36 protein-coding genes are annotated in these 23,845 nt (G+C 70.9%); 2 read left to right on the top strand and 34 right to left on the bottom strand.

Features of this window, described 5'->3' with window-relative positions:
• Nucleotides 1-7: 7 nt before the first annotated feature.
• The 3 genes from BM242_RS00955 to BM242_RS00945 form a co-directional block, all read right to left on the bottom strand.
• Complete coding sequence (locus BM242_RS00955) at nucleotides 8-1,552, bottom strand: NAD(P)H-hydrate dehydratase (protein ID WP_093836654.1); 1,545 nt, start codon at nucleotides 1,550-1,552, stop codon at nucleotides 8-10.
• A 92-nt stretch (nucleotides 1,553-1,644) separates the two neighbouring features.
• Nucleotides 1,645-2,013 (bottom strand): holo-ACP synthase, encoded by a 369-nt coding sequence (locus tag BM242_RS00950; protein ID WP_093836653.1) that lies wholly within the window; start codon nucleotides 2,011-2,013, stop codon nucleotides 1,645-1,647.
• Nucleotides 2,010-2,723: a glutamine--fructose-6-phosphate aminotransferase gene (locus BM242_RS00945; RefSeq protein WP_093836652.1), complete on the bottom strand. Its 714-nt coding sequence runs from the start codon at nucleotides 2,721-2,723 to the stop codon at nucleotides 2,010-2,012. The genes BM242_RS00950 and BM242_RS00945 overlap by 4 nt, the downstream gene beginning before the upstream one ends.
• Before the next feature lie 124 nt (nucleotides 2,724-2,847).
• On the opposite strand from BM242_RS00945, the gene coaA reads away from it, so the two are divergent.
• Entirely contained in the window at nucleotides 2,848-3,861 is a 1,014-nt protein-coding gene (coaA, locus tag BM242_RS00940; protein ID WP_425443802.1) for a type I pantothenate kinase, read from the top strand.
• 31 nt (nucleotides 3,862-3,892) lie between these two features.
• Here the strand turns inward: coaA and glmM are convergent, their stop codons facing one another.
• From glmM to rplM, 3 genes are all read right to left on the bottom strand, one after another.
• The gene (gene glmM, locus BM242_RS00935; protein ID WP_093836651.1) at nucleotides 3,893-5,293 is read right to left on the bottom strand and encodes a phosphoglucosamine mutase; all 1,401 of its coding nucleotides are present in this window, start codon (nucleotides 5,291-5,293) and stop codon (nucleotides 3,893-3,895) included.
• Nucleotides 5,294-5,497: 204 nt separating this feature from the next.
• On the bottom strand, nucleotides 5,498-6,013 hold the full coding sequence (gene rpsI / locus BM242_RS00930) for a 30S ribosomal protein S9 (RefSeq protein WP_093836650.1): 516 nt from the start codon (nucleotides 6,011-6,013) through the stop codon (nucleotides 5,498-5,500).
• Between the two features lie 37 nt (nucleotides 6,014-6,050).
• Entirely contained in the window at nucleotides 6,051-6,494 is a 444-nt protein-coding gene (gene rplM, locus BM242_RS00925) for a 50S ribosomal protein L13 (RefSeq protein WP_093836649.1), read from the bottom strand.
• 302 nt (nucleotides 6,495-6,796) lie between these two features.
• Here rplM and BM242_RS00920 point away from each other — a divergent pair, with 302 nt between their 5' ends.
• Nucleotides 6,797-7,750, top strand: coding sequence for a hypothetical protein (locus BM242_RS00920; protein WP_093836648.1), 954 nt, complete (start codon nucleotides 6,797-6,799; stop codon nucleotides 7,748-7,750).
• A gap of 22 nt (nucleotides 7,751-7,772) precedes the next feature.
• On the opposite strand, the gene truA is transcribed toward BM242_RS00920, so the two are convergent.
• The 28 genes from truA to rplB form a co-directional block, all read right to left on the bottom strand.
• Nucleotides 7,773-8,630, bottom strand: coding sequence for a tRNA pseudouridine(38-40) synthase TruA (gene truA, locus BM242_RS00915; protein ID WP_093836647.1), 858 nt, complete (start codon nucleotides 8,628-8,630; stop codon nucleotides 7,773-7,775).
• 128 nt (nucleotides 8,631-8,758) lie between these two features.
• Nucleotides 8,759-9,280, bottom strand: coding sequence for a 50S ribosomal protein L17 (gene rplQ / locus BM242_RS00910; protein ID WP_093836646.1), 522 nt, complete (start codon nucleotides 9,278-9,280; stop codon nucleotides 8,759-8,761).
• 147 nt (nucleotides 9,281-9,427) lie between these two features.
• Nucleotides 9,428-10,450: a DNA-directed RNA polymerase subunit alpha gene (locus BM242_RS00905; protein WP_093836645.1), complete on the bottom strand. Its 1,023-nt coding sequence runs from the start codon at nucleotides 10,448-10,450 to the stop codon at nucleotides 9,428-9,430.
• Between the two features lie 127 nt (nucleotides 10,451-10,577).
• Nucleotides 10,578-11,204 (bottom strand): 30S ribosomal protein S4, encoded by a 627-nt coding sequence (gene rpsD, locus BM242_RS00900; protein WP_093836644.1) that lies wholly within the window; start codon nucleotides 11,202-11,204, stop codon nucleotides 10,578-10,580.
• Nucleotides 11,205-11,231: 27 nt separating this feature from the next.
• Nucleotides 11,232-11,636, bottom strand: a complete 405-nt coding sequence (gene rpsK / locus BM242_RS00895; RefSeq protein WP_093836643.1) for a 30S ribosomal protein S11 — start codon at nucleotides 11,634-11,636, stop codon at nucleotides 11,232-11,234.
• A 66-nt stretch (nucleotides 11,637-11,702) separates the two neighbouring features.
• Nucleotides 11,703-12,083: a 30S ribosomal protein S13 gene (gene rpsM, locus BM242_RS00890; RefSeq protein ID WP_093836642.1), complete on the bottom strand. Its 381-nt coding sequence runs from the start codon at nucleotides 12,081-12,083 to the stop codon at nucleotides 11,703-11,705.
• Nucleotides 12,084-12,342: 259 nt separating this feature from the next.
• Nucleotides 12,343-12,456 carry a 50S ribosomal protein L36 gene (rpmJ, locus tag BM242_RS00885; protein WP_009740505.1) on the bottom strand — a complete coding sequence of 38 codons (114 nt, stop codon included), beginning with the start codon at nucleotides 12,454-12,456 and terminating at the stop codon, nucleotides 12,343-12,345.
• A 58-nt stretch (nucleotides 12,457-12,514) separates the two neighbouring features.
• Nucleotides 12,515-12,736 carry a translation initiation factor IF-1 gene (gene infA / locus BM242_RS00880; RefSeq protein ID WP_093836641.1) on the bottom strand — a complete coding sequence of 74 codons (222 nt, stop codon included), beginning with the start codon at nucleotides 12,734-12,736 and terminating at the stop codon, nucleotides 12,515-12,517.
• A 160-nt stretch (nucleotides 12,737-12,896) separates the two neighbouring features.
• Nucleotides 12,897-13,733: a type I methionyl aminopeptidase gene (gene map / locus BM242_RS00875; protein WP_093836640.1), complete on the bottom strand. Its 837-nt coding sequence runs from the start codon at nucleotides 13,731-13,733 to the stop codon at nucleotides 12,897-12,899.
• A 130-nt stretch (nucleotides 13,734-13,863) separates the two neighbouring features.
• Nucleotides 13,864-14,520, bottom strand: coding sequence for an adenylate kinase (locus tag BM242_RS00870; RefSeq protein ID WP_093836639.1), 657 nt, complete (start codon nucleotides 14,518-14,520; stop codon nucleotides 13,864-13,866).
• Complete coding sequence (gene secY, locus BM242_RS00865) at nucleotides 14,520-15,824, bottom strand: preprotein translocase subunit SecY (RefSeq protein ID WP_093836638.1); 1,305 nt, start codon at nucleotides 15,822-15,824, stop codon at nucleotides 14,520-14,522. Before secY ends, BM242_RS00870 begins: the two co-directional genes overlap by 1 nt.
• A gap of 305 nt (nucleotides 15,825-16,129) precedes the next feature.
• Complete coding sequence (rplO, locus tag BM242_RS00860) at nucleotides 16,130-16,588, bottom strand: 50S ribosomal protein L15 (RefSeq protein WP_093836637.1); 459 nt, start codon at nucleotides 16,586-16,588, stop codon at nucleotides 16,130-16,132.
• 1 nt (nucleotide 16,589) lies between these two features.
• Nucleotides 16,590-16,772 carry a 50S ribosomal protein L30 gene (gene rpmD / locus BM242_RS00855; RefSeq protein ID WP_093836636.1) on the bottom strand — a complete coding sequence of 61 codons (183 nt, stop codon included), beginning with the start codon at nucleotides 16,770-16,772 and terminating at the stop codon, nucleotides 16,590-16,592.
• The gene (gene rpsE, locus BM242_RS00850; protein WP_093836635.1) at nucleotides 16,772-17,374 is read right to left on the bottom strand and encodes a 30S ribosomal protein S5; all 603 of its coding nucleotides are present in this window, start codon (nucleotides 17,372-17,374) and stop codon (nucleotides 16,772-16,774) included. The genes rpmD and rpsE overlap by 1 nt, the downstream gene beginning before the upstream one ends.
• Nucleotides 17,375-17,426: 52 nt before the next feature.
• A complete protein-coding gene (gene rplR, locus BM242_RS00845) occupies nucleotides 17,427-17,810 on the bottom strand; it encodes a 50S ribosomal protein L18 (RefSeq protein WP_093836634.1) in 384 nt (127 codons plus the stop codon).
• A gap of 3 nt (nucleotides 17,811-17,813) precedes the next feature.
• Nucleotides 17,814-18,353, bottom strand: a complete 540-nt coding sequence (gene rplF, locus BM242_RS00840; protein ID WP_093836633.1) for a 50S ribosomal protein L6 — start codon at nucleotides 18,351-18,353, stop codon at nucleotides 17,814-17,816.
• A 23-nt stretch (nucleotides 18,354-18,376) separates the two neighbouring features.
• Complete coding sequence (gene rpsH / locus BM242_RS00835) at nucleotides 18,377-18,775, bottom strand: 30S ribosomal protein S8 (protein WP_093836632.1); 399 nt, start codon at nucleotides 18,773-18,775, stop codon at nucleotides 18,377-18,379.
• Nucleotides 18,776-18,962: 187 nt separating this feature from the next.
• Nucleotides 18,963-19,148, bottom strand: a complete 186-nt coding sequence (locus tag BM242_RS00830) for a type Z 30S ribosomal protein S14 (RefSeq protein ID WP_004571834.1) — start codon at nucleotides 19,146-19,148, stop codon at nucleotides 18,963-18,965.
• Between the two features lie 5 nt (nucleotides 19,149-19,153).
• The gene (gene rplE / locus BM242_RS00825) at nucleotides 19,154-19,720 is read right to left on the bottom strand and encodes a 50S ribosomal protein L5 (protein WP_093836631.1); all 567 of its coding nucleotides are present in this window, start codon (nucleotides 19,718-19,720) and stop codon (nucleotides 19,154-19,156) included.
• Nucleotides 19,720-20,043 (bottom strand): 50S ribosomal protein L24, encoded by a 324-nt coding sequence (gene rplX, locus BM242_RS00820; RefSeq protein ID WP_093836630.1) that lies wholly within the window; start codon nucleotides 20,041-20,043, stop codon nucleotides 19,720-19,722. The genes rplE and rplX overlap by 1 nt, the downstream gene beginning before the upstream one ends.
• A gap of 3 nt (nucleotides 20,044-20,046) precedes the next feature.
• Nucleotides 20,047-20,415, bottom strand: a complete 369-nt coding sequence (rplN, locus tag BM242_RS00815; protein ID WP_093836629.1) for a 50S ribosomal protein L14 — start codon at nucleotides 20,413-20,415, stop codon at nucleotides 20,047-20,049.
• Between the two features lie 98 nt (nucleotides 20,416-20,513).
• Nucleotides 20,514-20,807, bottom strand: a complete 294-nt coding sequence (gene rpsQ / locus BM242_RS00810) for a 30S ribosomal protein S17 (protein WP_093836628.1) — start codon at nucleotides 20,805-20,807, stop codon at nucleotides 20,514-20,516.
• Nucleotides 20,807-21,031, bottom strand: a complete 225-nt coding sequence (gene rpmC / locus BM242_RS00805; protein ID WP_093836627.1) for a 50S ribosomal protein L29 — start codon at nucleotides 21,029-21,031, stop codon at nucleotides 20,807-20,809. The genes rpsQ and rpmC overlap by 1 nt, the downstream gene beginning before the upstream one ends.
• The gene (rplP, locus tag BM242_RS00800) at nucleotides 21,031-21,450 is read right to left on the bottom strand and encodes a 50S ribosomal protein L16 (protein WP_093836626.1); all 420 of its coding nucleotides are present in this window, start codon (nucleotides 21,448-21,450) and stop codon (nucleotides 21,031-21,033) included. The genes rpmC and rplP overlap by 1 nt, the downstream gene beginning before the upstream one ends.
• Before the next feature lie 6 nt (nucleotides 21,451-21,456).
• Nucleotides 21,457-22,302, bottom strand: a complete 846-nt coding sequence (gene rpsC, locus BM242_RS00795; protein ID WP_093836625.1) for a 30S ribosomal protein S3 — start codon at nucleotides 22,300-22,302, stop codon at nucleotides 21,457-21,459.
• Nucleotides 22,302-22,649 (bottom strand): 50S ribosomal protein L22, encoded by a 348-nt coding sequence (gene rplV, locus BM242_RS00790; RefSeq protein WP_093836624.1) that lies wholly within the window; start codon nucleotides 22,647-22,649, stop codon nucleotides 22,302-22,304. Before rplV ends, rpsC begins: the two co-directional genes overlap by 1 nt.
• A 46-nt stretch (nucleotides 22,650-22,695) precedes the next feature.
• Entirely contained in the window at nucleotides 22,696-22,977 is a 282-nt protein-coding gene (gene rpsS, locus BM242_RS00785) for a 30S ribosomal protein S19 (protein ID WP_093837257.1), read from the bottom strand.
• 12 nt (nucleotides 22,978-22,989) lie between these two features.
• Nucleotides 22,990-23,826 carry a 50S ribosomal protein L2 gene (gene rplB, locus BM242_RS00780; protein ID WP_093836623.1) on the bottom strand — a complete coding sequence of 279 codons (837 nt, stop codon included), beginning with the start codon at nucleotides 23,824-23,826 and terminating at the stop codon, nucleotides 22,990-22,992.
• Nucleotides 23,827-23,845 lie beyond the last annotated feature (19 nt).

The following is a 23,845-nucleotide window of genomic DNA, read 5'->3' as shown; positions in this document are numbered from 1 at the left end:
CAGTCTCTCAGCCCCCGGGGGCACCCGGCCCCGCCCCGCCGCCCGGCCCGGTCCGCCGGACGCCGGCACCGGGCAGGGCCCGGTCGCCGTGGCCGTGGCCGTGGCCGTGGCCGCGGAGCAGGCGCCAGGCGGCGGGGAGCGCCTCGGCCACCTCCGAGGCCGTGAAGGGGGGTGTCAGCCGGCGGGCGGCCAGACCGTGCAGATAGGCCCCGGCCGCCGCGGCGTCGCGCGGAGCGAGTCCGGCCGCCAGCAGCGAGCCGATCAGCCCGGCCAGCACATCGCCGCTGCCCGCCGTGGCCAGCCAGCCGGTCCCGGTCGGATTGACGTACACCGGGCCCGTTGGTCCGGCGACCAGCGTGGTGGACCCCTTCAGCAGCACCGTGGCGCCGGTGCGGCGGACCAGTTCCCGCACCGCCGCCAGCCGGGACGCCTCCACGGTGGCGCGCTCGCTGCCCAGCAGCGCCGCCGCCTCCCCGGCGTGCGGGGTCAGCACCAGCGGCGCGGTGCGCCCGCCCGCCGGCAGCGCCTCGTCCAGCAGCCGCAGCCCGTCCGCGTCCACCACCACCGGCACCTCCGCCTTCAGGGCGTGCGCCAGCCGCTCGCGCGCCTCCGGGGCGTCGCCCAGTCCGGAGCCCGCCACCCACGCCTGCACCCGGCCGCGCCCGATCAGGGTCTCCGGATGCCGGGCAAGCACCGCCCCGGCCGGCGGCCCCACAAAGCGGACCGCCCCGGCGCCACCGCGCAGCGCACCCGCCACGGCCAGCACCGCGGCGCCCGGATAGCGCTCCGAGCCGGCCGCCACCCCGACCACACCGCGCCGGTACTTGTCGCTCTCGGCACCCGGCACGGGCAGCAGCGCCGCCACGTCCGGATGCTGGAGGGCGCACACATCGGGCCCCCCGGCGAGCCGGGCCAGTTCCGGGCCCAGCCCGATGTCCACCGGGCGCAGCACCCCGGCGTGTTCCCGGCCGGGGTCGATCAGCAGGCCGGGCTTGTGGGTGCCGAAGGTCACCGTGACATCGGCCCGCACCGCCTCGCCGGGCACCTCCCCGGTGTCCGGGTGCACCCCGCTGGGCAGGTCCACCGCCACCATGGCGGCGCCGCCCTCCCCGGCCTGCCGGACCAGCCGGGCCGCGGCCGGGCGCAGCCCGCCCTGCCCGCCGATGCCGACGATGCCGTCCATCACCAGATCCGCGCGGCGCAGCACCGGGCCGCCCCGCTCGGCGGGCACCGCCGTGCCGCCGCGGCCGAGCAGCGCGGCAAGGCCGCCCGGATGGGCCCGGTCCGGGTTCAGCAGCACGGCGGTCACCCCGGCGCCCCGGGCGGCCAGCCGGGCCCCGGCGTGGAGTGCGTCACCGCCGTTGTCGCCGCTGCCGACCAGCAGCGCCACCCGGGCGCCGTAGACCCGCCCGCCGCTGCGCGCCCCGAGCACCTCGGCGCAGACGGCGGCCAGCCCGGCCGCCGCGCGCCGCATCAGCGTGCCCTCGGGCAGCCGCGCCATCAGCGCCCGCTCCGCGCTCCGGACGGTCGCCACGTGATACCCGCTCCGCATGCCGCCTCGCTCTCCCTCGGCCGTCTTCCGTCCGCCCGGCAGCCCGATCCTCTCCCCCGCCGCCCCGCCCCGGCCACCTCACGCGGCGGGGCTCAGGATTCGGCTATGACGACGGCGGAGGCGACGCCCGCGTCGTGGCTCAGCGAGAGATGCCAGCTCGTGACCCCGAGCTGTTCGGCGCGGGCCAGAACGGTGCCGGTGACCCGCAGCCGGGGCCGGCCGCCCGGCTCGGTGAACACCTCGGCGTCCGTCCAGCGCAGCCCGGGCGGCGCGCCCAGCGCCTTGGCCAGCGCCTCCTTGGCCGCGAACCGCGCGGCCAGGGAGGCCACCCCGCGCCGCTCCCCGCTGGGCAGCCGGAGTTCGCTCGCCACAAAGAGCCGGTCCGCGAGCTGCGGCGTGCGTTCCAGGGCCTCGGCGAAGCGGTCGATCTCCGCCACATCGATGCCCACCCCGACGATCACGCCGGCACCACGTCGCAGCGGACCTCGTCCCCGGTCCGGCGGACCACCGCCACGTCGCCCTCGGCCGGTTCCACGATCTCCCACACCGGCAGCCCGTCCAGCAGCGCCCGGTCGGTCACCAGATAGGCCTCGCCCTGGCCCAGACCGACCGCCAGGGTGCGCGCCGCGCCCCGCCGGAGTGCGACCACCGTGTCCGGCTCGTCGGCATGCAGCGCGGTGAGCGCGAACCCGCCCCGCAGCCGGCCGCCGACCTGCCGCATGGCCTCCCCGAGTTCGCCGCTGGAGGAGAACGCCTCGGCCAGCAGATGCGCCACCACCTCGGTGTCGGTCTGGGAGACCAGCCGGTGGCCGCGCCCGCTCACCTCCCCGCGCAGCGCCTCCGCGCCGTCCAGCGTGCCGCTCTGCACCACCGCCACCCGGCCGGCCTCGTCCAGCTGCGGATGGGCGTTGGTGCCGGACGGCGCGCCGCGCGTGGCCCGGCGGGTGTGGGCCACTCCGGTGCCGCAGCTCGGCAGCGGACGCCGCTCCAGCAGGGCCAGCAGATCGGGCAGTTTGCCCGCGGTCTTGGCGGCGGCCAGGCCACCGTCGGCGAGCAGCGCCACGCCCACCGAGTCGTAGCTCCCCGCTCCGCCCCGCTCCAGGGCCCGCAGCCGGTCCAGCAGCACTTCGAGCGCGGACTGGCCCCCGACGTATCCGACAATGCCGCTCACGGGGTCAGACTACGGGATGCCTCCCCTCCGCAACGGCCCGCGAGCCCCGGCCGACCGCCCCGCCAGGGCCGGGTGGGAGGATGGCTGGGTGTCGGACTACATCCAGCCGGACGCGCCGGTGGCCCTGGCCGCCCGGCCGGCGGCTCCGCCGGACCCCGCCGGCCAGGGGGCGGCCGGCCGCCCGCGCCGGGGCGACGCCAGCCCGTTTCTGGACCTCGGCCGGGCCGAGTGGAGCGCGCTGCGCGAACGCACCCCGCTCCCGCTGACCGCCGGGGAGCTGGAACGGCTGCGCGGGCTGGGCGATGTCATCGACCTGGACGAGGTGCGCGAGGTCTATCTGCCGCTCTCCCGGCTGCTGAATCTGTATGTCGGCGCGGCCCACGGGCTGCGCGGCGCGCTGCGCACCTTCCTCGGCGCCCCCGGCGACCGGCCGCCGGGCACCGCCCCGTTCGTCATCGGCGTGGCGGGCAGCGTGGCGGTGGGCAAATCCACCGTCTCCCGGCTGCTGAAGGAACTGCTGGCGAGGTGGCCCGAGCACCCGCGGGTGGAACTGGTCACCACCGACGGCTTTCTGCTGCCCAACGCCGAGCTGCGGCGGCGCGGCCTGATGACCCGCAAGGGCTTCCCCGAGTCCTACGACCGGCGCGCCCTGGTCCGCTTCGTGGCCGACGTCAAGGCGGGCCGGGACGAGGTCTCCGCGCCCGTCTACTCACATCTCATCTACGACATCGTGCCCGGTGAACGGCTCACCGTGCGCCGCCCCGACATACTGATCGTCGAAGGGCTGAACGTGCTGCAGCCCGCGCTGCCCGGCACCGGCGGCCGGTCCCGGGTCTCGGTGGCCGACTTCTTCGACTTCTCGGTCTATGTGGACGCCCGGCCCGCCGACATCCGGCGCTGGTACCTGGAGCGGTTCCGCAAGCTGCGCCGCACCGCCTTCCAGGACCCGTCCTCCTACTTCCGCCGCTACACCCAGGTCTCCGAGGAGGAGGCGCTGGCCTACGCCCGTTCCATCTGGCAGTCCATCAACGAGCCCAATCTGGTGGAGAACATCGTGCCCACCCGCGGCCGGGCCACCCTGATCCTGCGCAAGGGGCCCGACCACCGGGTGCAGCGGCTGTCACTGCGGAAGATGTGACGCGGCACCACCGGGCGAGGGCGCGTGTGGCTCAGCCGCCCGGGACGGGGGCGACGGCCAGGGCGGTGCGCACCACGTCCGCCAGCTCCTCCGCCACCCGCCGGGCCTGCTCCGCGGTCGCGGCCTCCACCATCACCCGCACCAGCGGCTCGGTGCCGGAGGGCCGCAGCAGCACCCGTCCGGTGGTGCCCAGCTCCCGCTCCGCCGCGGCGACGGCGGCGGCCAGCTCGGCGTTCTCCGCCACCCGGCTCCTGTCCACCCCCGGCACATTGATCAGCACCTGCGGCAGCCGGGTCACCACGCCGGCCAGCTCGGCCAGTGACCGCCCGGTGGCCGCCACCCGGGAGGCCAGCAGCAGCCCGGTGAGCGTGCCGTCCCCGGTGGTGGCGTGGTCCAGGGCGATCACATGCCCGGACTGCTCGCCGCCCAGCGAGTAGCCGCCGCGCTTCATCTCCTCCAGCACATAGCGGTCCCCGACCGCGGTCTCGCGCAGCTCCACGCCCTCCCGCTCCAGCGCCAGCCGCAGGCCCAGATTGGACATCACGGTGGCCACCAGGGTGTTGCGCCGCAGCGTGCCCGCGTCCCGCATGGCCAGCGCCAGCACCGCCATGATCTGGTCGCCGTCCACGTCCCGCCCGGCGGCGTCCGCGGCCAGGCAGCGGTCGGCGTCGCCGTCCACCGCGACGCCCAGGTCCGCCCCGTGCTCGGTGACGGCGGCGCGCAGTGCGTCCAGATGGGTGGAGCCGCAGCCGGCGTTGATGTTCAGCCCGTCCGGATCGGTGCCGATGGCCACCACCTCGGCCCCGGCCCGGGCGAACGCCTCCGGCGCCACCCGCCAGGCCGCGCCGTGCGCCGCGTCCACCACGATCCGCAGGCCGTCCAGCCGGGCCGGGAGCACGGACACCAGGTGGCCGGTGTAGTCCTCGGCGCCGCCCGTGTACTCGGTGATCCGGCCGACCGCCGCGCCCACCGGCCGGTCCCAGGGCTTGCCCTCGGCGGCCTCCCGGTACGCGGCCTCGATCCGGTCCTCCAGCTCGTCGGCCAGCTTCCGCCCGCCGCGGGCGAAGAACTTGATGCCGTTGTCCGGCATGGGGTTGTGGCTGGCGGAGAGCATCACGCCGAAGTCGGCGCCCAGCGAGCCGGTCAGATACGCCACCGCCGGGGTGGGCAGCACACCGACCCGGCGCACATCCACACCGGCCCCGGCCAGCCCGGCCACCACGGCGGCCTCCAGGAACTCCCCGGACGCCCGCGGGTCCCGGCCGACCACGGCCACCGGCCGCGGCCGGGCCTCGCCGCCGTCGCCGCCGGCCGCCTCCCGCGCGTCCGTGAGGACCCGTGCCGCCGCCTCCGACAGGCCGAGCGCCAGCTCGGCGGTCAGCTCCACATTGGCGACACCGCGTACCCCGTCCGTGCCGAAGAGTCGTCCCACTGTCGTTTCCTCCGAGATCGTTCCGCGGGCCAACCCCCGCCCGACAACCCTAACCGGCGGCTTCACCGGCTCGTAACCTTCCGCCGGGTCCAGCGTGACCGGTGTGAGAGGTCACCGGGCCGCGGCACGCCGGGGCGCACACGACGGCGCCCCGCCGGCACCGGGTGCCGGCGGGGCGCCGTCGCGGACGGGCAGCGCGCGCGATCAGCGCTTGCTGTACTGGGTGCCCTTGCGGGCCTTCTTCAGACCGGCCTTCTTCCGCTCCACCGCGCGGGCGTCACGGGTCAGGAAGCCGGCCTTCTTCAGCGGGCCGCGGTTGTTGTCGACATCGGCCTCGTTCAGCGCCCGGGCCACGCCGAGACGCAGCGCACCCGCCTGGCCGGAGGTGCCGCCGCCGGAGATGCGGGCGACGACGTCGTACCGGTTGTCCAGCTCCAGCACCTTGAAGGGCTCGTTGACCTCCTGCTGGTGCACCTTGTTGGGGAAGTACACGTCCAGCGGACGGCCGTTGATCTTCCACTTGCCGGAGCCCGGCATGATCCGGACCCGGGCCACGGCGCTCTTGCGGCGGCCGGTGCCGGCGCCCGGCTGGGCCTCGCCGAAGCGGGACGCCAGGGTCTCGGTGCTGTACTCCTCCACCGGGGCGGACTCGGAGGTGTACTCCTGCACCTCGGGCTCCTCGGTGTCGATCTGCGCGTCGAACTCAGTGGTGTCGGCCACGATTCTCCTCGGATTCCTTCTGTCGGTAGTGGCCGGACTACTGCGCGACCTGGGTGATCTCGAACGGCACGGGCTTCTGGGCCCCGTGCGGGTGCTCGGCGCCCGCGTAGACCTTCAGCTTCTTCAGCATCTGACGGCCGAGGGTGTTCTTGGGGAGCATGCCGCGGACGGCCTTCTCCACGGCCCGCTCGGGGTTCTTGGCCAGCAGCTCGTCATAGCGGACGGAGCGCAGACCGCCGGGGTAGCCCGAGTGGCGGTAGGCCAGCTTCTGGGTCCGCTTGTTGCCGGAGAGGTGCACCTTGTCGGCGTTGATGATGATGACGAAGTCACCGGTGTCGACGTGGGGCGCGTACACCGGCTTGTGCTTCCCCTTCAGCAGGGTCGCGGCCTGGGACGCCAGGCGGCCGAGCACGACGTCCTGGGCGTCGATGACGTGCCACTGACGCTCAACGTCGCCGGGCTTGGGGCTGTACGTACGCACGGTCGTAGCCTTCGCTTAGTGGTGAGTGGTTCCTTACCGAAGGATCACGCGACGACGCGCCGACGCAGGTCGGACACCGGTGACGCGAGCCGGGGGCCGACCGCCGACGCTCGGGCGGTCTCCTGCGTAAGGCCCCTCACGTGAGATCGAGCAAGCCATACGCATATCGACCAGCCAGGCTACCTTCCCGCCTCCTGGCCGGTCAAAACGACCATGCCCCGGCGGTGCGGTGCGGGCGCGGTGCGGGGATTGTGACCATCCGGGTGCGGTACGCGGAAACGCCTTTCCCTAAGATGCCACGCATGAGTCACGGGCAGTGGGGGAACGGCGGGCCGCAGCCGCCGCAATACCCGCAACAGCAGTACCCGCAGTGGCAGAGCGGGCAGCCCGCCGCACCACAGACCCCGGCCACCCCGGACTGGGGAGCCCTGGCCGAGGAGGCGGAACGCACCGGCCGGCGCAGGCGCTGGCTGCTGATCGGCGGCGGCGCCCTGGCCGCGCTGGCCATCGGCACCGGGGTGGCGCTGGCCATCGTCAACCAGGGCGGCGGCGGCAACGGCTCCGGGGCGTCCTCCTCCGAACTGCCCACCACGGACGACCTGCCCGCCGAGACCACCCACCCCGAACCGTCCTTCCAGGAGACCACGCTGCCACCGATCCCCCAGCCGGTGGAGTTCATCAGCGACGCGGACAAGGACCTGGCGCCCTTCACCCAGGAGGGCTTCTTCGCCGGGGAGACCATGGCCGTGGAGGGCCGCGAGTACGCCCGGCGGGCCCTGCACACCGCCGAGGGGTGCGCCGGGGCGGGCACCCCCGAGCTGACCGCGGTGCTCCAGGACAGCGGCTGCCTGACCATGCTGCGCGCCACCTACACCACCGGCGGTGTGGCGGTCACCGTCGGCGTGGCGCAGTTCCCCGGCGAGGCCGAGGCCGAGGCGGCCAAGGAGGCGGCCGGCCTCAGCGGCGGCGCCGCCCATCTGCTGCCGCTGAGCGGCGGCGGGGTCGCGGAGTTCTGCGACCGCGGCGGCTGCCGGGTGTCCCGCAACCAGATCGGCCGCTACGTCTATCTCACCATCGCGGGCAATGCCGACGGCACTCCGGACAGCGGCGACAACACCCCCGCCCAGCAGGCCTCCCGGGACGGCAACACCCATGCCCACGCCCGGATCGTGCAGCGCGGCGAGAGCCAGGCCTCGGCCTCCGCCGAGGCGCTGGTCCAGGAGCGCAACCGGCAGGATGAGGACGGCGACGGCTGACGCCCGGCACCGCCATGCCCCGCTACACCTCGCTTGTCCCGGTGCCCAGGGTGCGCAGCGTGCGGGCCTCGGCGGCCCGGGCGGCGAGCCGGTCGTCCGGCGGATAACCGACCTCCTCCAGGGTCAGACCGTGCGGGCGCACCACCCGCACCGCCGAGTCCCGCACCCGGGCGGCCAGCACCTCGGCCGCCCACTGCGGCGGCCGGTGCCCGTCCCCGACGAACAGCAGCGCGCCGACCAGCGAACGCACCATGTTGTGGCAGAAGGCGTCGGCCCGCACGGTGCCCTCCAGCACCCCGTCCGGCCGGCGCTGCCAGCTCAGCGCCCGCACCGCCCGGATGGTGGTGGCGCCCTCCCGCTTCTTGCAGAAGGCGGCGAAGTCGTGCTCGCCCAGCAGCAGACGCGAGGCGGCGTTCATGGCCGCCACATCCAGCGGGCGGTCGTGCCACAGCACATGGCGGCGGTGCAGCGGCTCGACCCCGGCCGGATGGTCGGTCACCCGGTACACATAGCGCCGCCAGACCGCCGAGAACCGGGCGTGGAAGTGCGGGGGCGCCTCGGCGATCCGCCATACCCGGACATCCTGCGGCAGCCTTCCGGCCAGCCGGCGCGGCAGCTTCTCCCGCTGCTCCGCCCACAGCCAGCCGGGCACATCCACATGGGCCACCTGGCCGGTGGCGTGCACCCCGGCGTCGGTGCGCCCGGCCACGGTCAGCTCGAAGCCGTGCGCGGAGCGGGTGACGACGCGCAGCGCGTCCTCGACCTCCTGCTGCACGGTGCGCTGGCCCTCCCGCTGCCGGGCCCAGCCGCGGAAGTCCGTGCCGTCGTACGACAGATCCAGCCGCAGCCGGACCAGTCCGGGTGCCGGACCGTCAGTCATCGGTGCCCCTCCTCGGCTCCACCCCGCCGCCCCGCCGCCCCGTCACTTGCGCCACCGCCGCCGGATGCGGCACGGGCCCGCTCCCCGTGGTGCGGGAGCGGACCCGTGCGCGGGAGGAAGGCGGGCCGTCAGGCTTCCTTCTGCTCCTCGCCGGCCTCGGACGCCTCGGCGGCGGGCTCGGCGGCCTCGGTGTCCTTCTTGGTGAGGTCCGCCTTGGCCGCGGCCTCGTCCTTCTCCTTGACCGCGCGCCGGGCGGCGGCCTCGGCCTCGCCGACCGCCTCCTGCTGCACGGTCAGCGCCTCGACCAGCTCGATGACCGCCATCGGGGCGTTGTCGCCACGACGCGGGCCGATCTTGGTGATCCGGGTGTAGCCGCCGGGACGGTTGGCGAACTTCGGGCCGATCTCGGTGAAGAGCGTGTGCACCACGCTCTTGTCCCGGATGGTCCGCAGCACCAGCCGGCGGTTGTGCAGATCGCCCTTCTTGGCCTTGGTGATCAGCCGCTCCGCGACCGGGCGCAGCCGGCGCGCCTTGGCCACGGTGGTGGTGATCCGGCCGTGCTCGAAGAGCGCGGTGGCCAGGTTGGCCAGCATCAGCCGCTCGTGTGCCGGGCTGCCGCCCAGGCGGGGACCCTTGGTGGGCTTCGGCATTGTCCTTCTCCTCGGTTCTGCACCGGCCGTGCCAGGCACCGGTGTCAGGGCCCGGACGGACTGCTGTCCGCCGGGTCTCCGGCGGTCCGCCCCGGACCGGGACGGCCGCCGGAAGCCGGCTCGGTACCGCTGTCGGTACCGCCGGGGTCAGTACTGCTCGGTCTCGGCGAAGCCGGTGTCGCCCTCGTCCTCGGCCCCGAAGGCATCGGCCGCCGTGGTCGGGTCGAATCCGGGCGGGCTGTCCTTCAGGGCCAGGCCCATGCCGGCCAGCTTGGCCTTGACCTCGTCGATCGACTTGGCGCCGAAGTTGCGGATGTCCAGCAGGTCCGCCTCGGAACGGGCCACCAGCTCGCCCACGGTGTGGATGCCCTCACGCTTGAGGCAGTTGTAGGAGCGGACGGTGAGCTCCAGCTCCTCGATGGGCAGCGCCAGGTCGGCGGCGAGCGCCGCGTCCGTGGGCGACGGGCCCATGTCGATGCCCTCGGCGTCCACATTCAGCTCGCGGGCCAGGCTGAACAGCTCGACCAGGGTCTTGCCCGCGGAGGCCACCGCGTCCCGGGGACGCATGGACTCCTTGGTCTCCACATCGACGATCAGCTTGTCGAAGTCGGTGCGCTGCTCCACCCGGGTCGCCTCCACCTTGTAGGTGACCCGCAGCACCGGGCTGTAGATGGAGTCGACCGGGATACGGCCGATCTCCTGGCCCGCCTGCTTGTTCTGGGCGGCGGAGACATAGCCGCGACCGCGCTCCACGGTCAGCTCCATCTCCAGCTTGCCCTTGGCGTTCAGGGTGGCCAGCACCAGGTCGGGGTTGTGCACCTCGACGCCGGCCGGGGGGGCGATGTCCACCGCGGTGACCAGACCCGGGCCCTGCTTGCGCAGATACATCACCACCGGCTCGTCGTGCTCCGAGGAGACCACGAGCTGCTTGATGTTCAGGATCAGGTCGGTCACGTCCTCCTTGACGCCGGGCACGGTGGAGAACTCGTGCAGCACACCGTCGATCCGGATGCTGGTGACGGCCGCGCCGGGGATGGAGGAGAGCAGGGTACGCCGCAGGGAGTTGCCGAGGGTGTAGCCGAAGCCCGGCTCCAGCGGCTCGATCACGAACCGGGAGCGGAATTCGTCGACGACCTCTTCGGTGAGGGTGGGACGCTGAGCGATCAGCATGAGACGACTCCAGTCTTCGGCACCCGCTATTTGATGCCGAGCCAGATGGATGTGTGGTGTTGTCAAGGGTACGGGCGGAACCGTGGAACGCCGTGGCTCCGCCCGCACCCGCGACGGATTGCCCGGATTACTTGGAGTACAGCTCCACGATCAGCTGCTCCTGCACCTGGGTGTCGATCACCTGGCGCTCGGGCAGCGAGTGGACCAGGATCCGCAGCCGGGAGGGAATGACCTCCAGCCAGGCCGGAACGTTCTTGTCCCCGGCCTCGGCCTGCGCCACCTGGAACGGCGTGAGGTTCCGGGAGGACTCCCGCACCTCGATGATGTCGTTGGCCGATACCCGCGCCGAGGGGATGTCCAGCTTGCGGCCGTTCACGATGAAGTGACCGTGCCGGACGAGCTGACGGGCGTGGTCCCGGGACTTGGCCAGGCCGGCCCGGTAGACCACATTGTCCAGACGGGATTCCAGGATGCGCAGCAGGTTCTCACCCGTCTTGCCCTGCTGCCGGTTGGCCTCCGTGAAGTACCCGCGGAACTGCTTCTCCAGCACGCCGTAGATACGGGCGGCCTTCTGCTTCTCGCGCTTCTGCAGCAGGTACTCGGAGTCCTTGGTGCGCCCGCGCCCGTGCTCACCCGGGGGGTAAGGACGGATCTCGATCGGGCACTTCGCGCTCTCGCACTTGGCTCCCTTGAGGAAGAGCTTCTGCTTCTCCCGACGGCAACGCTTGCAGTCGGCCCCGGTGTAACGCGCCATTGTCTACTGGTCTCCTGTTCCTGCTGGTCAGACGCGCCGGCGCTTGGGCGGGCGGCAGCCGTTGTGCGGCGTGGGCGTGACGTCCTGGATGGACCCGACCTCCAGGCCGGTGGCCTGGAGCGACCGGATGGCGGTCTCCCGGCCGGAGCCGGGGCCCTTCACGAACACGTCCACCTTGCGCATGCCGTGCTCCTGGGCACGGCGGGCGGCGTTCTCGGCGGCCATCTGAGCGGCGAACGGCGTCGACTTGCGCGAGCCCTTGAAGCCGACATGGCCGGCGGAGGCCCAGGAGATCACATTCCCCTGCGGGTCGGTGATCGAGACGATGGTGTTGTTGAACGTGCTCTTGATGTGGGCGTGCCCGTGGGCGACGTTCTTCTTCTCCTTGCGGCGCACCTTCTTGGTGCCCGCGGTACGGCCCTTAGGAGGCATAAAGGGTTACTCCCTGGAGGTGGTCGGTCCGGCGACGGGACCGGGATGGAGACGGTCCGGTGCGGACTACTTCTTGCCCGGCTTCTTCTTGCCGGCGATGGTGCGGCGCGGACCCTTGCGGGTACGGGCGTTGGTCTTGGTCCGCTGGCCGTGCACCGGCAGGCCGCGGCGGTGACGCAGACCCTCGTAGCAGCCGATCTCGACCTTGCGGCGGATGTCCGCCTGGATCTCCCGGCGCAGGTCGCCCTCGGTCTTGTAGTGGGCCTCCACATGGTCGCGGAGCCTGACCAGCTCTTCCTCGGTCAGGTCGCGGACCCGGGTGTCCGGGCTGACGCCGGTGGAGGCCAGCGTCTCCTGGGAACGGGTCCGGCCGATGCCGAAAACATAGGTGAGGGCGACCTCGACGCGCTTGTCGCGCGGCAGGTCAACGCCTACGAGGCGTGCCATCTAATGGCTCTCCTGATTCTTGTTGCGGAGGTCTGCCGCAACACCGGTCCCGGTCGCCGCTCGGCCGTGGCCGGGCGGACCGGGTCCCCGGCCTCCGGACCGGGGGTGGCGTCCCCGCGTGGCGGGGGGTCGGGCTGCTGCGGTGCTTGCTGTCGCCAGATCAGCGGCCGGATCCGTACTGCTTGCGCAGCGGCTCCGGGCTGGTCTGTGGCTGATGCTGCCGAGAAGTGCTGCGTGGGTGCTAGGCGTGGCCGCCGCGTCAGCCCTGGCGCTGCTTGTGGCGCAGGTTTTCGCAGATGACCATGACCCGGCCGTGGCGGCGGATCACCTTGCACTTGTCGCAGATCTTCTTGACGCTCGGCTTGACCTTCATGGTCTGAGGTTCTCCGGGTCGTGATCCACGGTCCCTCGCCCCGGGCAGGGGCGGGGGACTACTTGTAGCGGTAGACGATCCGCCCGCGGCTGAGGTCGTAGGGAGACAGCTCCACCACGACTCGGTCGTCGGGAAGGATGCGGATGTAGTGCATGCGCATCTTGCCGCTGATGTGCGCGAGGACCTGGTGGCCGTTCGCCAGCTCCACCCTGAACATCGCGTTCGGCAGGGACTCGACGACGGTGCCCTCGATCTCGATGGCCCCCTGTTTTTTGGCCATGCCTGTGCGCTTCACCTTCCGGGATCGGCTACCTGGACAGCCCCAATACGCAGGCGTACCAGGACCGACTAGCCAGTCTACGGCAGGCGGCCCGGAAAGACGAATCCAGGGATGTGTTCCCCGGCGTCAAGATCGTTAATCGGGCAACCCGGCGGCGGGCTCAGGCCAGCGGGTCGGGCGCGGCGGTCACGCCGAGCCGGGCCAGCCGCTCCCGGCCGCCGTCCGGCGCGGTCAGCACCAGCGGCCCGGCCTCGGTCAGCGCCACCGAGTGCTCCCAGTGCGCCGACCAGGACCCGTCATTGGTCTTGACGGTCCAGTCGTCGGAGAGCACATGGGTCTTGCTGGTGCCCAGCGAGAGCATCGGCTCGATCGCCAGGCACATGCCCGGTACCAGCTTGGGCCCGCGGCCCCGCCGGCGGTCCACATAGTTCAGCAGATGCGGGTCCATGTGCATCTGGCTGCCGATGCCGTGCCCGCCGTAGTCCTCGATGATCCCGTAGCGGCCGGCCGCGGGCCGCGGCTGGCGGCGCACATAGCCCTCGATCGCCCGGGAGATGTCCACCAGCCGGCCGCCCTTGCGCATGGCCGCGATGCCCGCCCACAGGGATTCCTCGGTGACCCGGCTCAGCTCGGTCACCTCCGCCGGGTGCCCCTGGCCCACGAAAACCGTGACCGCGGCGTCGGCATGCCAGCCGTCCACGATGGCCCCGGCGTCGATGGAGAGGATGTCCCCGGCCGCGAGCACCCGGTTCTCGGTCGGGATGCCGTGCACCACCACCTCGTTCACCGAGGTGCAGATGTTGCCGGGGAAACCGCCGTAGCCGAGGAAATTGGGCTTGGCGCCGTGATCGGCCAGCACCCGGGCGGCGATCTCGTCCAGCTCCTTGGTGGTGGCCCCCGGTACCGCGGCCTCGGAGCACCGGCGGTGCATCTCGGCCACGACCAGACCGGCCGCCCGCATGCTGGCGATCTGTTCGGGGGTCTTCAGTTCCACCATGGGAGGGTCCTCTTCCTCGCGCGTCTGGCGCGTTGTGCGCGTCCGGTGCGCGGCCCCGAGGCCCGGGGACGGGACACCGGCCGGGTGGCGGCCACCCGGCCGGTGCGGGCCCGCACGCGGGCGGGATTGTTCAGTCGTCGTGGCCGGGGAGCGCCGCCAGCGCCCGCCCGGTCACCTCGGCCACCCCGCCCAGGGCGAGGATGGTGTGCACCAGCCCCTGCTCCCGGTAGTGGCCGATGATCGGCTCGGTCTCCTCGCGGTAGACCTCCAGCCGCTTGCGGACGGTCTCCTCGCGGTCGTCGTCGCGCTGGTACAGCTCGCCGCCGCAGATGTCGCAGACGCCGTCCGTCTCCGGCGGGTTGTACTGGGCGTGGAAGATGTGCGACGAGTCCGCCCGGCACAGCCGGCGGCCGGCGATCCGCCGCACCACCTCGTCCTCCGGCACCTCCAGATCGAGCACCGCGTCCAGCTTGCGCGAGGTCTCGCGCAGCAGCGTGTCCAGTGCCTCGGCCTGGGCGATGTTCCGCGGGAAGCCGTCGAGCACGAAGCCCTCCGAGGCGTCCGGGCGGGCCATCCGCTCGGCCGCCATTCCCACGGTGATCTCGTCGGGTACCAGCCGCCCCTCGTCCATGAACGCCTTCGCCTTGAGTCCCAGCTCGGTGCCCTGGGACAGGTGGGCGCGGAACAGATCTCCGGTCGAGATGTGCGGAACACCGAGACGCTGGGCGAGCAACGCGGCCTGCGTGCCCTTGCCCGCACCCGGGGGCCCGACGAGAACGATACGCATCAGCGGAGGAACCCTTCGTAATTACGCTGGTGGAGCTGGCTCTCGATCTGCCGAACCGTCTCCAGGCCGACGCCCACGATGATCAGTACCGAGGTGCCGCCGAACGGGAACTCACCCTGGGCGTTGAACATGATCAGGGCCACGGCTGGAACCAGTGCGACCAGACCCAGGTAGAGCGAACCCGGCCATGTGATGCGGTTCAGCACATAGCTCAGGTACTCGACCGTGGGCCTACCTGCCCGGATCCCGGGGATGAAGCCACCATACTTCTTCATGTTTTCGGCCACTTCTTCGGGGTTGAAGGTGATGGCCACATAGAAGAACGCGAAGAAGACGATCAGCACGAAGTAGGTGATCAGGTACGTCGGGCTGTCCATGGTCTGGAAATTGCGCCGGATCCAGTCCGCCCAGCCCGCGGTGGAGTCGGTGAACTGGACCAGCAGCAGCGGAATGTACAGCAGCGACGAGGCGAAGATCACGGGGATCACACCCGCCTGGTTGACCTTCAGCGGAATGTAGGTCGAGGTTCCTCCGTAGGAGCGGCGGCCGATCATGCGCTTGGCGTACTGCACCGGGATCCGGCGCTGGGCCAGTTCCACGAAGACCACCAGGCCGACGATGGCCAGACCGCAGACGATCACCACGCCGAACTCGATCCAGCCGTCGGCCAGCTCACCGCCCGTCTTGATCGCCCACAGCGCGCCGGGGAAGCCGGCCGCGATGGAGACGAACATCAGCATCGACATGCCGTTGCCGATGCCGCGGTCGGTGATCAGCTCGCCCAGCCACATCAGCAGCACGGTGGCGGCGGTCATGCAGATCACCATCACCACGGCGGCGAAGATCGAGTCGTTCGGGATGATGTCCGCGGTGCAGCCGGGGAACAGGGTGCCACTGCGGGCGGTGGCCACCAGCCCGGTGGCCTGCAGCACCGACAGCGCCACCGTCAGATAGCGCGTGTACTGCGTGATCTTGGCCTGTCCCGACTGGCCCTCCTTCTTCAGCGCCTCCAGCCGCGGAATGACCACGACCAGAAGCTGAAGGATGATCGAGGCGGTGATGTAGGGCATGATGCCCAGCGCAAAGATGGTGAGCTGCATCAGCGCGCCACCGCTGAACATGTTGATCAGGCCGAAGAGACCGGAAGTATCCTGCTCGGCCACGCACTCCTGGACGTTTGGGTAGCTCACGCCGGGGGTCGGGATGTGCGCTCCGAACCGGAACAGCACCACGATGCCGAGCGTGAACAGCAGCTTCTTGCGCAGGTCGGGGGTCTGGAACGCCCGGGCGAACGCGGTGAGCACGGCTCCTCCTGCGCCCCCCGCGATGCTCGCGAGAGGGGTGACGGTCTTGATCCAACAAGGGTGATGCGGGACGGGTACTGCGGGTGTTGCTGGGGGTATTGCCGGGGTGGTGCCGGGGTGGTGCTGGGCGGGGGTCGTTCTGGGTGTACTGCACACCCCACGGCACAAGGGCCGGGGAAGTCAACACCGCAGGCAACCATACCGGGGTACCGCCCCGGCCCGGAACGACGCAGACCGGGGACGCCCAGCGCCCCCGGTCCGCGTCTACAGTTCCGTTTTCACTGTCATAAACCGCTCGAAGCGGGTCAGAGCAGTTCGGTGACGGTACCGCCGGCCGCGGTGATCTTCTCCTTGGCGGAACCGGAGACGGCGTCCACCGTCACCGTCAACGCCACCGAGATCTCACCCTGGCCGAGCACCTTGACCAGCTCGTTCTTGCGCACGGCGCCCTTGGCCACCAGATCGGCCACGGTCACCTCCCCGCCCTCGGGGTAGAGCGCGGCGAGCTTGTCGAGGTTCACCACCTGGAAGTACTTCTTGTTCGGATTGCGGAAGCCCTTGAGCTTGGGCAGCCGCTGGATCAGCGGAAGCTGCCCGCCCTCGAAGCCGACCGGCACCTGGTAGCGGGCCTTGGTGCCCTTGGTGCCGCGGCCCGCGGTCTTGCCCTTGGACGCCTCGCCACGGCCCACCCGGGTCTTGGCGGTCTTGGCGCCCGGGGCCGGCCGCAGATTGTGCAGCTTCAGCGGCTTGCTCGCGTCAGCCATCTCAGTCGACCTCCTCGACCGTCACGAGGTGCCGCACGGTCTGCACCATGCCGCGGATCTCGGGACGGTCCTCCTTCACCACCGAGTGGTTGATCTTCCGCAGACCCAGGGTCCGCAGCGTCTCCCGGTGGTTCTGCTTGCTGCCGATGTAGGACTTGGTCTGCGTGATCTTCAGGCGGGCCATTACGCACCCACCCCGGCACGCGCCCGCAGCAGAGCGGCGGGAGCCACGTCCTCCAGCGGCAGACCACGGCGGGCGGCGATCTCCTCGGGGCGCTTGAGGCCCTTCAGCGCGGCCACCGTGGCGTGCACGATGTTGATCGGGTTCGACGAGCCCAGGGACTTGCTCAGCACGTCGTGGATGCCGGCGCACTCCAGCACGGCGCGCACCGGGCCGCCGGCGATCACACCGGTACCCGGGGAAGCCGGCTTGAGCAGCACCACGCCCGCGGCTGCCTCGCCCTGGATCGGGTGCGGCAGGGTGCCCTGGATCCGCGGGACCTTGAAGAAGTTCTTCTTGGCCTCCTCGACGCCCTTGGCGATGGCGGCCGGAACCTCCTTCGCCTTCCCGTAGCCCACACCCACGGTGCCGTCGCCGTCGCCCACCACGACCAGCGCGGTGAAGCTGAAACGACGGCCGCCCTTCACGACCTTGGCGACGCGGTTGATCGCGACAACGCGCTCAACGAACGCGGTCTTCTCGGCGGCAGCGCCGCCGTCCCGGCCCTTCCGGTCCCGCCGCTCGCCGCCACCGGCGCCGCCACCGCGGCGCTGGGGTCCAGCCATTGGAATTACCTCTCTCTTCTCCGCCAGCGTTCCGACTGGCTTCGGGACCAGCTCAGAACCTGAGCCCGGCCTCACGGGCGGCGTCCGCCAGGGCGGCGATCCGCCCCGCGTACTGGTTGCCCCCGCGGTCGAACACCACGGCCTCGACGCCGGCCGCCCTGGCCCGCTCCGCGACCAGCGCTCCGACCTTGCGGGCCTTGTCGCTCTTGTCGCCGTCCACACCGCGGATGGCGACGTCCAGCGAGGACGCCGAGGCCAGCGTGTGGCCCTTCTCGTCATCGATGACCTGCGCCACCATGTGACGGTTGGACCGCGTCACCACCAGGCGGGGACGCTCCGGGGTGCCGGCGACCTTCTTGCGGATCCGGATGTGCCGGCGCTTGCGGGCGGCGGGCTTGCGCGCCTCGCCCTTGGCGATCTTGACACCGTATGCCATGGCTTACTTACCAGCCTTTCCGACCTTGCGCCGGATGACTTCGCCCTCGTACTTGATGCCCTTGGCCTTGTACGGGTCCGGCTTGCGCAGGCGGCGGATGCGCGCGGCGACCTCGCCCACCTTCTGCTTGTCGATGCCCTGCACGGTCAGCCGGGTCGGGGTCTCCACCGTGAAGGAGATGCCCTCGGGCGCCTCCACCGTGATGGGGTGGCTGTAGCCCAGGGCGAACTCCAGGTTCGAACCCCTGGCCTGGACGCGGTAGCCGACCCCGCTGATCTCCAGCCGCTTGGTGTAGCCCTCGGTCACCCCGGTGATCAGATTGGCCACCAGCGTGCGGGACAGGCCGTGCAGGGCCCTGTTCCGGCTCTCGTCGTTCGGACGGGTGACGACGATGGTGCCGTCCTCCGCGCGCGCGACCTCGATCGGCTCGACCACGGTGTGCGACAGCGAGCCCTTGGGACCCTTCACGCCGACCGTGCGGCCCTCGATGGTGACGTCCACACCGGCGGGAACCGGGATGGGCAGCTTGCCGATACGCGACATTGCTTGACCTCCGTTCCCTTCCGTTACCAGACGTAGGCGAGGACTTCCCCGCCCACACCCTTCTTCTGCGCCTGCTTGTCGGTCAGCAGGCCGTGCGACGTGGAGATGATCGCCACGCCGAGGCCGCCGAGCACCCGCGGCAGGCCGGTGGACTTCGCGTAGACCCGCAGGCCAGGCTTGGAAATCCGCTTCAGGCCGGCAATCGAGCGCTCCCGGTTGGGGCCGTACTTCAGCTCCAGCACCAGGTTCTTGCCCACCCGGGCGTCCTCGGTGCGCCAGCCGCTGATGTAGCCCTCCTGCTGGAGGATCTCCGCCATGCGTGCCTTGATCTTGCTGTGCGGCATGAGCACGGTGTCGTGATAGGCCGAGTTCGCGTTCCGCAGACGCGTCAGCATGTCTGCGATCGGATCGGTCATGGTCATGTGATGGCCTTGGGCCTCTCTCACCGGGGTTTCTCCGCCGCCGGTAGCGCGGCGGGGACCTACGGCGTAGTCGTGATCTGTGCGGACCGGGCGGCCAGTGGCGCCGGTCCGCGGGGGCCATGTCCGGCGGGGCCTCCGCAGGGGCCGGGTGCCCCGCCGGGCATGTCGGGTCTCGGGTCGGCCGCCGTCACCAGGACGACTTGGTGACCCCCGGCAGCTCGCCGCGGTGCGCCATCTCGCGCAGGCACACCCGGCACAGGCCGAACTTGCGGTAGACGGAGTGCGGCCGGCCGCAGCGCTGGCAGCGCGTGTAGGCACGCACGGCGAACTTCGGCTTGCGAGCGGCCTTGGCGATCAGAGCCTTCTTCGCCATGTCTGTCAGCTCTCCTTGAACGGGAATCCGAGGTGACGAAGGAGCGCGCGGCCCTCTTCGTCGGTGTTGGCCGTGGTGACCACGGTGATGTCCATGCCCCGGACCCGGTCGATCTTGTCCTGGTCGATCTCGTGGAAGACGACCTGCTCGGTCAGACCGAAGGTGTAGTTGCCCCGCCCGTCGAACTGCTTGGGCGACAGGCCGCGGAAGTCGCGGATACGCGGCAGCGCCAGCGACAGCAGCCGGTCCAGGAACTCCCACATCCGGTCGCCGCGCAGCGTGACGTGCGCGCCGATCGGCTGGCCCTCGCGCAGCTTGAACTGGGCGATGGACTTGCGGGCCTTGGTCACGGCCGGCTTCTGGCCGGTGATCGTGGCGAGGTCGCGGATGGCGCCCTCGATCAGCTTGGAGTCGCGGGCGGCCTCGCCCACCCCCATGTTGACCACGATCTTGGTCAGTCCCGGGATCTGCATGACGTTGGCGTACTTGAACTCGTCACGCATCTTGCCCGCGATCTCCTCGCGGTACCGCGTCTTCAGGCGCGGCGCGTTCGCGGTTGCAGTGGCAGTCATCAGATGTCCTCACCGGTCCGCCGGGCAACGCGGATCTTGTTGCCTTCGTCGTCAAAGCGGTAGCCGACGCGGGTGGTGACCTTCTTGCCGTCCTTCTCCACCAGCAGCATCACATTGCTGACGTGGATCGGGGCCTCGGTCGTCACGATGCCGCCGGTCTTGGAACCGCGCGCGGTCTGGCCGGCCTTGATGTGCTTCTTGACCCGGTTGACACCCTCGACCAGGACCCGGTTCTCGCGCGGGTAGGCCACGATGACCTTGCCCTGCTTGCCCTTGTCCTTGCCGGTGATGACCTGGACCAGGTCGCCCTTCTTGATCTTCATCGGTTACAGCACCTCCGGCGCGAGGGAGATGATCTTCATGAACTTCTTCTCGCGCAGCTCCCGGCCGACCGGGCCGAAGATACGGGTGCCACGGGGGTCGCCGTCGTTCTTGATGATGACGGCGGCGTTCTCGTCGAAGCGGATGTACGAGCCGTCCGGGCGGCGGCGCTCCTTGACGGTGCGCACGATGACCGCCTTGACGACATCGCCCTTCTTCACGTTGCCACCGGGGATCGCATCCTTGACGGTGGCGACGATGACGTCACCGATACCCGCGTAGCGCCGACCGGAGCCGCCGAGCACCCGGATGCAAAGGATCTCCTTTGCCCCGGTGTTGTCGGCGACCCGCAGTCGCGACTCCTGCTGGATCACGTCTGTCTCCTGATCGTCTGCCGGTTCCCGGCAGGGGCCCTGCGGCCCCTGCCGAGCCTGGCGGAACTCGTCCTGAGAAAACTCAGGGGATTACCTGATTACTTGGCCTTCTCGAGGATCTCGACGATGCGCCAGCGCTTGGTCGCGGACAGCGGCCGGGTCTCCATCAGGAGAACCCGGTCGCCGACACCCGCGGCGTTCTGCTCGTCGTGCGCCTTGAGCTTGCTGGTACGGCGGATGACCTTGCCGTACAGCGCGTGCTTGACCCGGTCCTCGACAGCGACGACGACGGTCTTGTCCATCTTGTCGCTGACGACGAGGCCCTCACGGACCTTGCGCCGGCCGCGCTGCTGCGTCCCCGTCTGCGTCACGTTGTTCTGGTCCTCGCTCATCAGGCGCCCTCCACCGTCTCGATGCCGAGCTCGCGCTCCCGCATCAGGGTGTAGATCCGGGCGATGTCCTTGCGGACGGCCTTCAGCCGGCTGTTGTTCTCCAACTGACCGGTGGCCGCCTGGAAGCGGAGCCTAAAGAGCTCCTCCTTGGCCTCGCGCAGCTTGATCACGAGCTCGTCGTCGTTCAGCTGCCGCAGCTCGGTGGCCTTCGTACCGACCGCCATCACGCCTCACCTGTTTCGCGCCGAACGATCCGGCACTTCATCGGAAGCTTGTGAGCAGCGCGGGTGAGCGCCTCACGTGCAATCTTCTCGTTCGGGTAGGACAGCTCGAACATCACCCGGCCGGGCTTGACATTCGCGATCCACCACTCCGGCGAGCCCTTGCCGGAACCCATCCGGGTCTCGGCGGGCTTCTTGGTCAGCGGGCGGTCCGGGTAGATGTTGATCCACACCTTGCCGCCACGCTTGATGTGCCGGGTCATGGCGATACGCGCGGCCTCGATCTGGCGGTTGGTCACATAGTGGCCGGTGACCGCCTGGATGCCCCAGTCACCGAAGGTGACCTCGGTGCCGCCCTTGGCCATGCCGCGGCGCTTGGGGTGGTGCTGCTTGCGGTACTTGACCTTGCGCGGAATCAGCATGGTTCCTCAGCCCTCCTTGTTCTCCGCGGCCGGGGCGGCGGCCTCGACCTTGGGAACGTCGGTCTTCGGGGCCTCGGCACCCTGGGCCTGCTGCTGGGCCTGGCCCTGCGGCTTGCGCCCGCCCCGGCCGCCGCGGCCACGGCCGCCGGCACCGCCGGGCGCGCCCGCACCGCGGGAGGGACGGTTGCCCGCCCGGGCCGCGGCGTTCTCGGCCCGCACCTCGGAGATGTTCTTGACGTCGCCCTTGTAGATCCAGACCTTCACACCGATGCGGCCGAAGGTGGTGCGGGCCTCGAAGAAGCCGTAGTCCACATTGGCGCGCAGGGTGTGCAGGGGCACCCGGCCCTCGCGGTAGAACTCGGAGCGGGACATCTCGGCGCCGCCCAGCCGGCCGGAGCACATGATCTTGATGCCCTTGGCCCCGCCCTTCATCGCCGCCTGCATGGACTTGCGCATGGCGCGGCGGAAGGACACCCGGGAGGAGAGCTGCTCGGCGACCGCCTGGGCGACGAGCTGCGCGTCCGTCTCGGGGTTCTTGACCTCGAGGATGTTGAACTGGATCTGCTTGCCGGTGAGCTTCTCCAGCCGGCCGCGGATGCGGTCGGCCTCGGCGCCCCGGCGGCCGATCACAATGCCCGGACGGGCGGTGTGCACATCGACCCGGACCCGGTCGCGGGTGCGCTCGATCTCCACCTTGGAGATGCCGGCCCGCTCCATGCCCTGCGTGAGCATGCGGCGGATCGCGACGTCTTCCTTGATGTAGTCCTTGTACAGCTTGTCGGCGTACCAGCGCGACTTGAAGTCGGTCGTGACGCCGAGCCGGAACCCGTGCGGGTTGACTTTCTGGCCCATTACCGGGTCCCTTCCTTGCTGCTGACGACCACGGTGATGTGGCTGGTCCGCTTGCGGATCCGGTAGGCACGGCCCTGGGCACGCGGCTGGAACCGCTTCAGGGTCGGACCCTCGTCGACGTACGCCTGGGAGACGTAGAGCGTCGAGGGGTCGCTGTGGTTGTAGTTGTGCGCGGCGTTGGCGATGGCGCTGTCCAGCACCTTGCCCACCGGCACACTCGCGGCCTGCGGGGCGAAACGCAGGACCGCCTGGGCCTCAGTGGCATCCAGCCCACGGATCAGGTCCACCACACGGCGGGCCTTCATGGGCGTGACGCGGATGTACCGCGCCTGAGCCCTGGCTTCCATGGTTGTCCCTTCAACAGTTTCTGTCATCGAATCTCACCCCGCGCCCTCAGCGACGGCGCGACTTGCGGTCTTCCTTCACGTGCCCGCGGAAGGTGCGGGTCGGCGCGAACTCGCCCAGCTTGTGACCGACCATCGACTCGGTGACGAACACCGGGACGTGCTTGCGGCCGTCGTGCACGGCGATCGTGTGCCCCAGCATGTCCGGGACGATCATCGAGCGGCGGGACCAGGTCTTGATGACGTTCTTGGTGCCGGCTTCGTTCTGCGTGTCCACCTTCTTCATGAGGTGGTCGTCGACGAACGGCCCCTTCTTCAGACTCCGCGGCATCTCCACCCGCTCCTAGCGCTTCTTGTTCGTCTTGCGGCGGCGGACGATGTACTTGTTGCTCGCCTTCTTGGGCGAACGCGTACGTCCTTCCTTCTTGCCCCAGGGCGACACCGGGTGACGGCCACCCGAGGTACGGCCCTCACCACCACCGTGCGGGTGGTCCACCGGGTTCATGACCACACCGCGGACGGTCGGGCGGACGCCCTTCCAGCGCATGCGGCCGGCCTTGCCCCAGTTGATGTTGGACTGCTCGGCGTTGCCGACCTCGCCGACGGTCGCCCGGCAGCGGGCGTCCACCAGCCGGATCTCGCCGGAGGGCATGCGCAGGTGCGCCATGGTGCCCTCCCGCGCCAGCAGCTGGATGGAGGAACCGGCGGAGCGGGCGAACTTGGCGCCGCCGCCCGGCCGCAGCTCCACGGCGTGGATCACGGTACCCACCGGGATGTTGCGCAGCGGCAGGTTGTTGCCGGGCTTGATGTCGGCGCCCGCGCCGTTCTCCACCCGGTCGCCCTGCTTCAGGCCCTGCGGGCAGATGATGTACCGCTTCTCGCCGTCCGCGTAGTGCAGCAGCGCGATGCGGGCGGTGCGGTTGGGGTCGTACTCGATGTGCGCGACCTTGGCCGGCACGCCGTCCTTGTCATGACGGCGGAAGTCGATCAGCCGGTAGGCCCGCTTGTGGCCGCCGCCCTGGTGGCGGACGGTCACACGGCCGGAGTTGTTCCGGCCGCCCTTGCTGTGCAGCGGGCGGACCAGGGACTTCTCCGGCGTGGACCGCGTGATCTCGACAAAGTCGGCGACGCTGGCGCCACGGCGGCCCGGAGTCGTCGGCTTGTACTTGCGGATTCCCATTTCTCAGTCCTTGTTGGTG

This window comes from Streptomyces aidingensis, from assembly GCF_900112355.1.
Taxonomy (GTDB): domain Bacteria; phylum Actinomycetota; class Actinomycetes; order Streptomycetales; family Streptomycetaceae; genus Streptomyces; species Streptomyces aidingensis.
The sequence above is the reverse complement of the archived record's forward strand: the minus strand, read 5'-3'. Positions and strand labels throughout refer to the sequence as shown.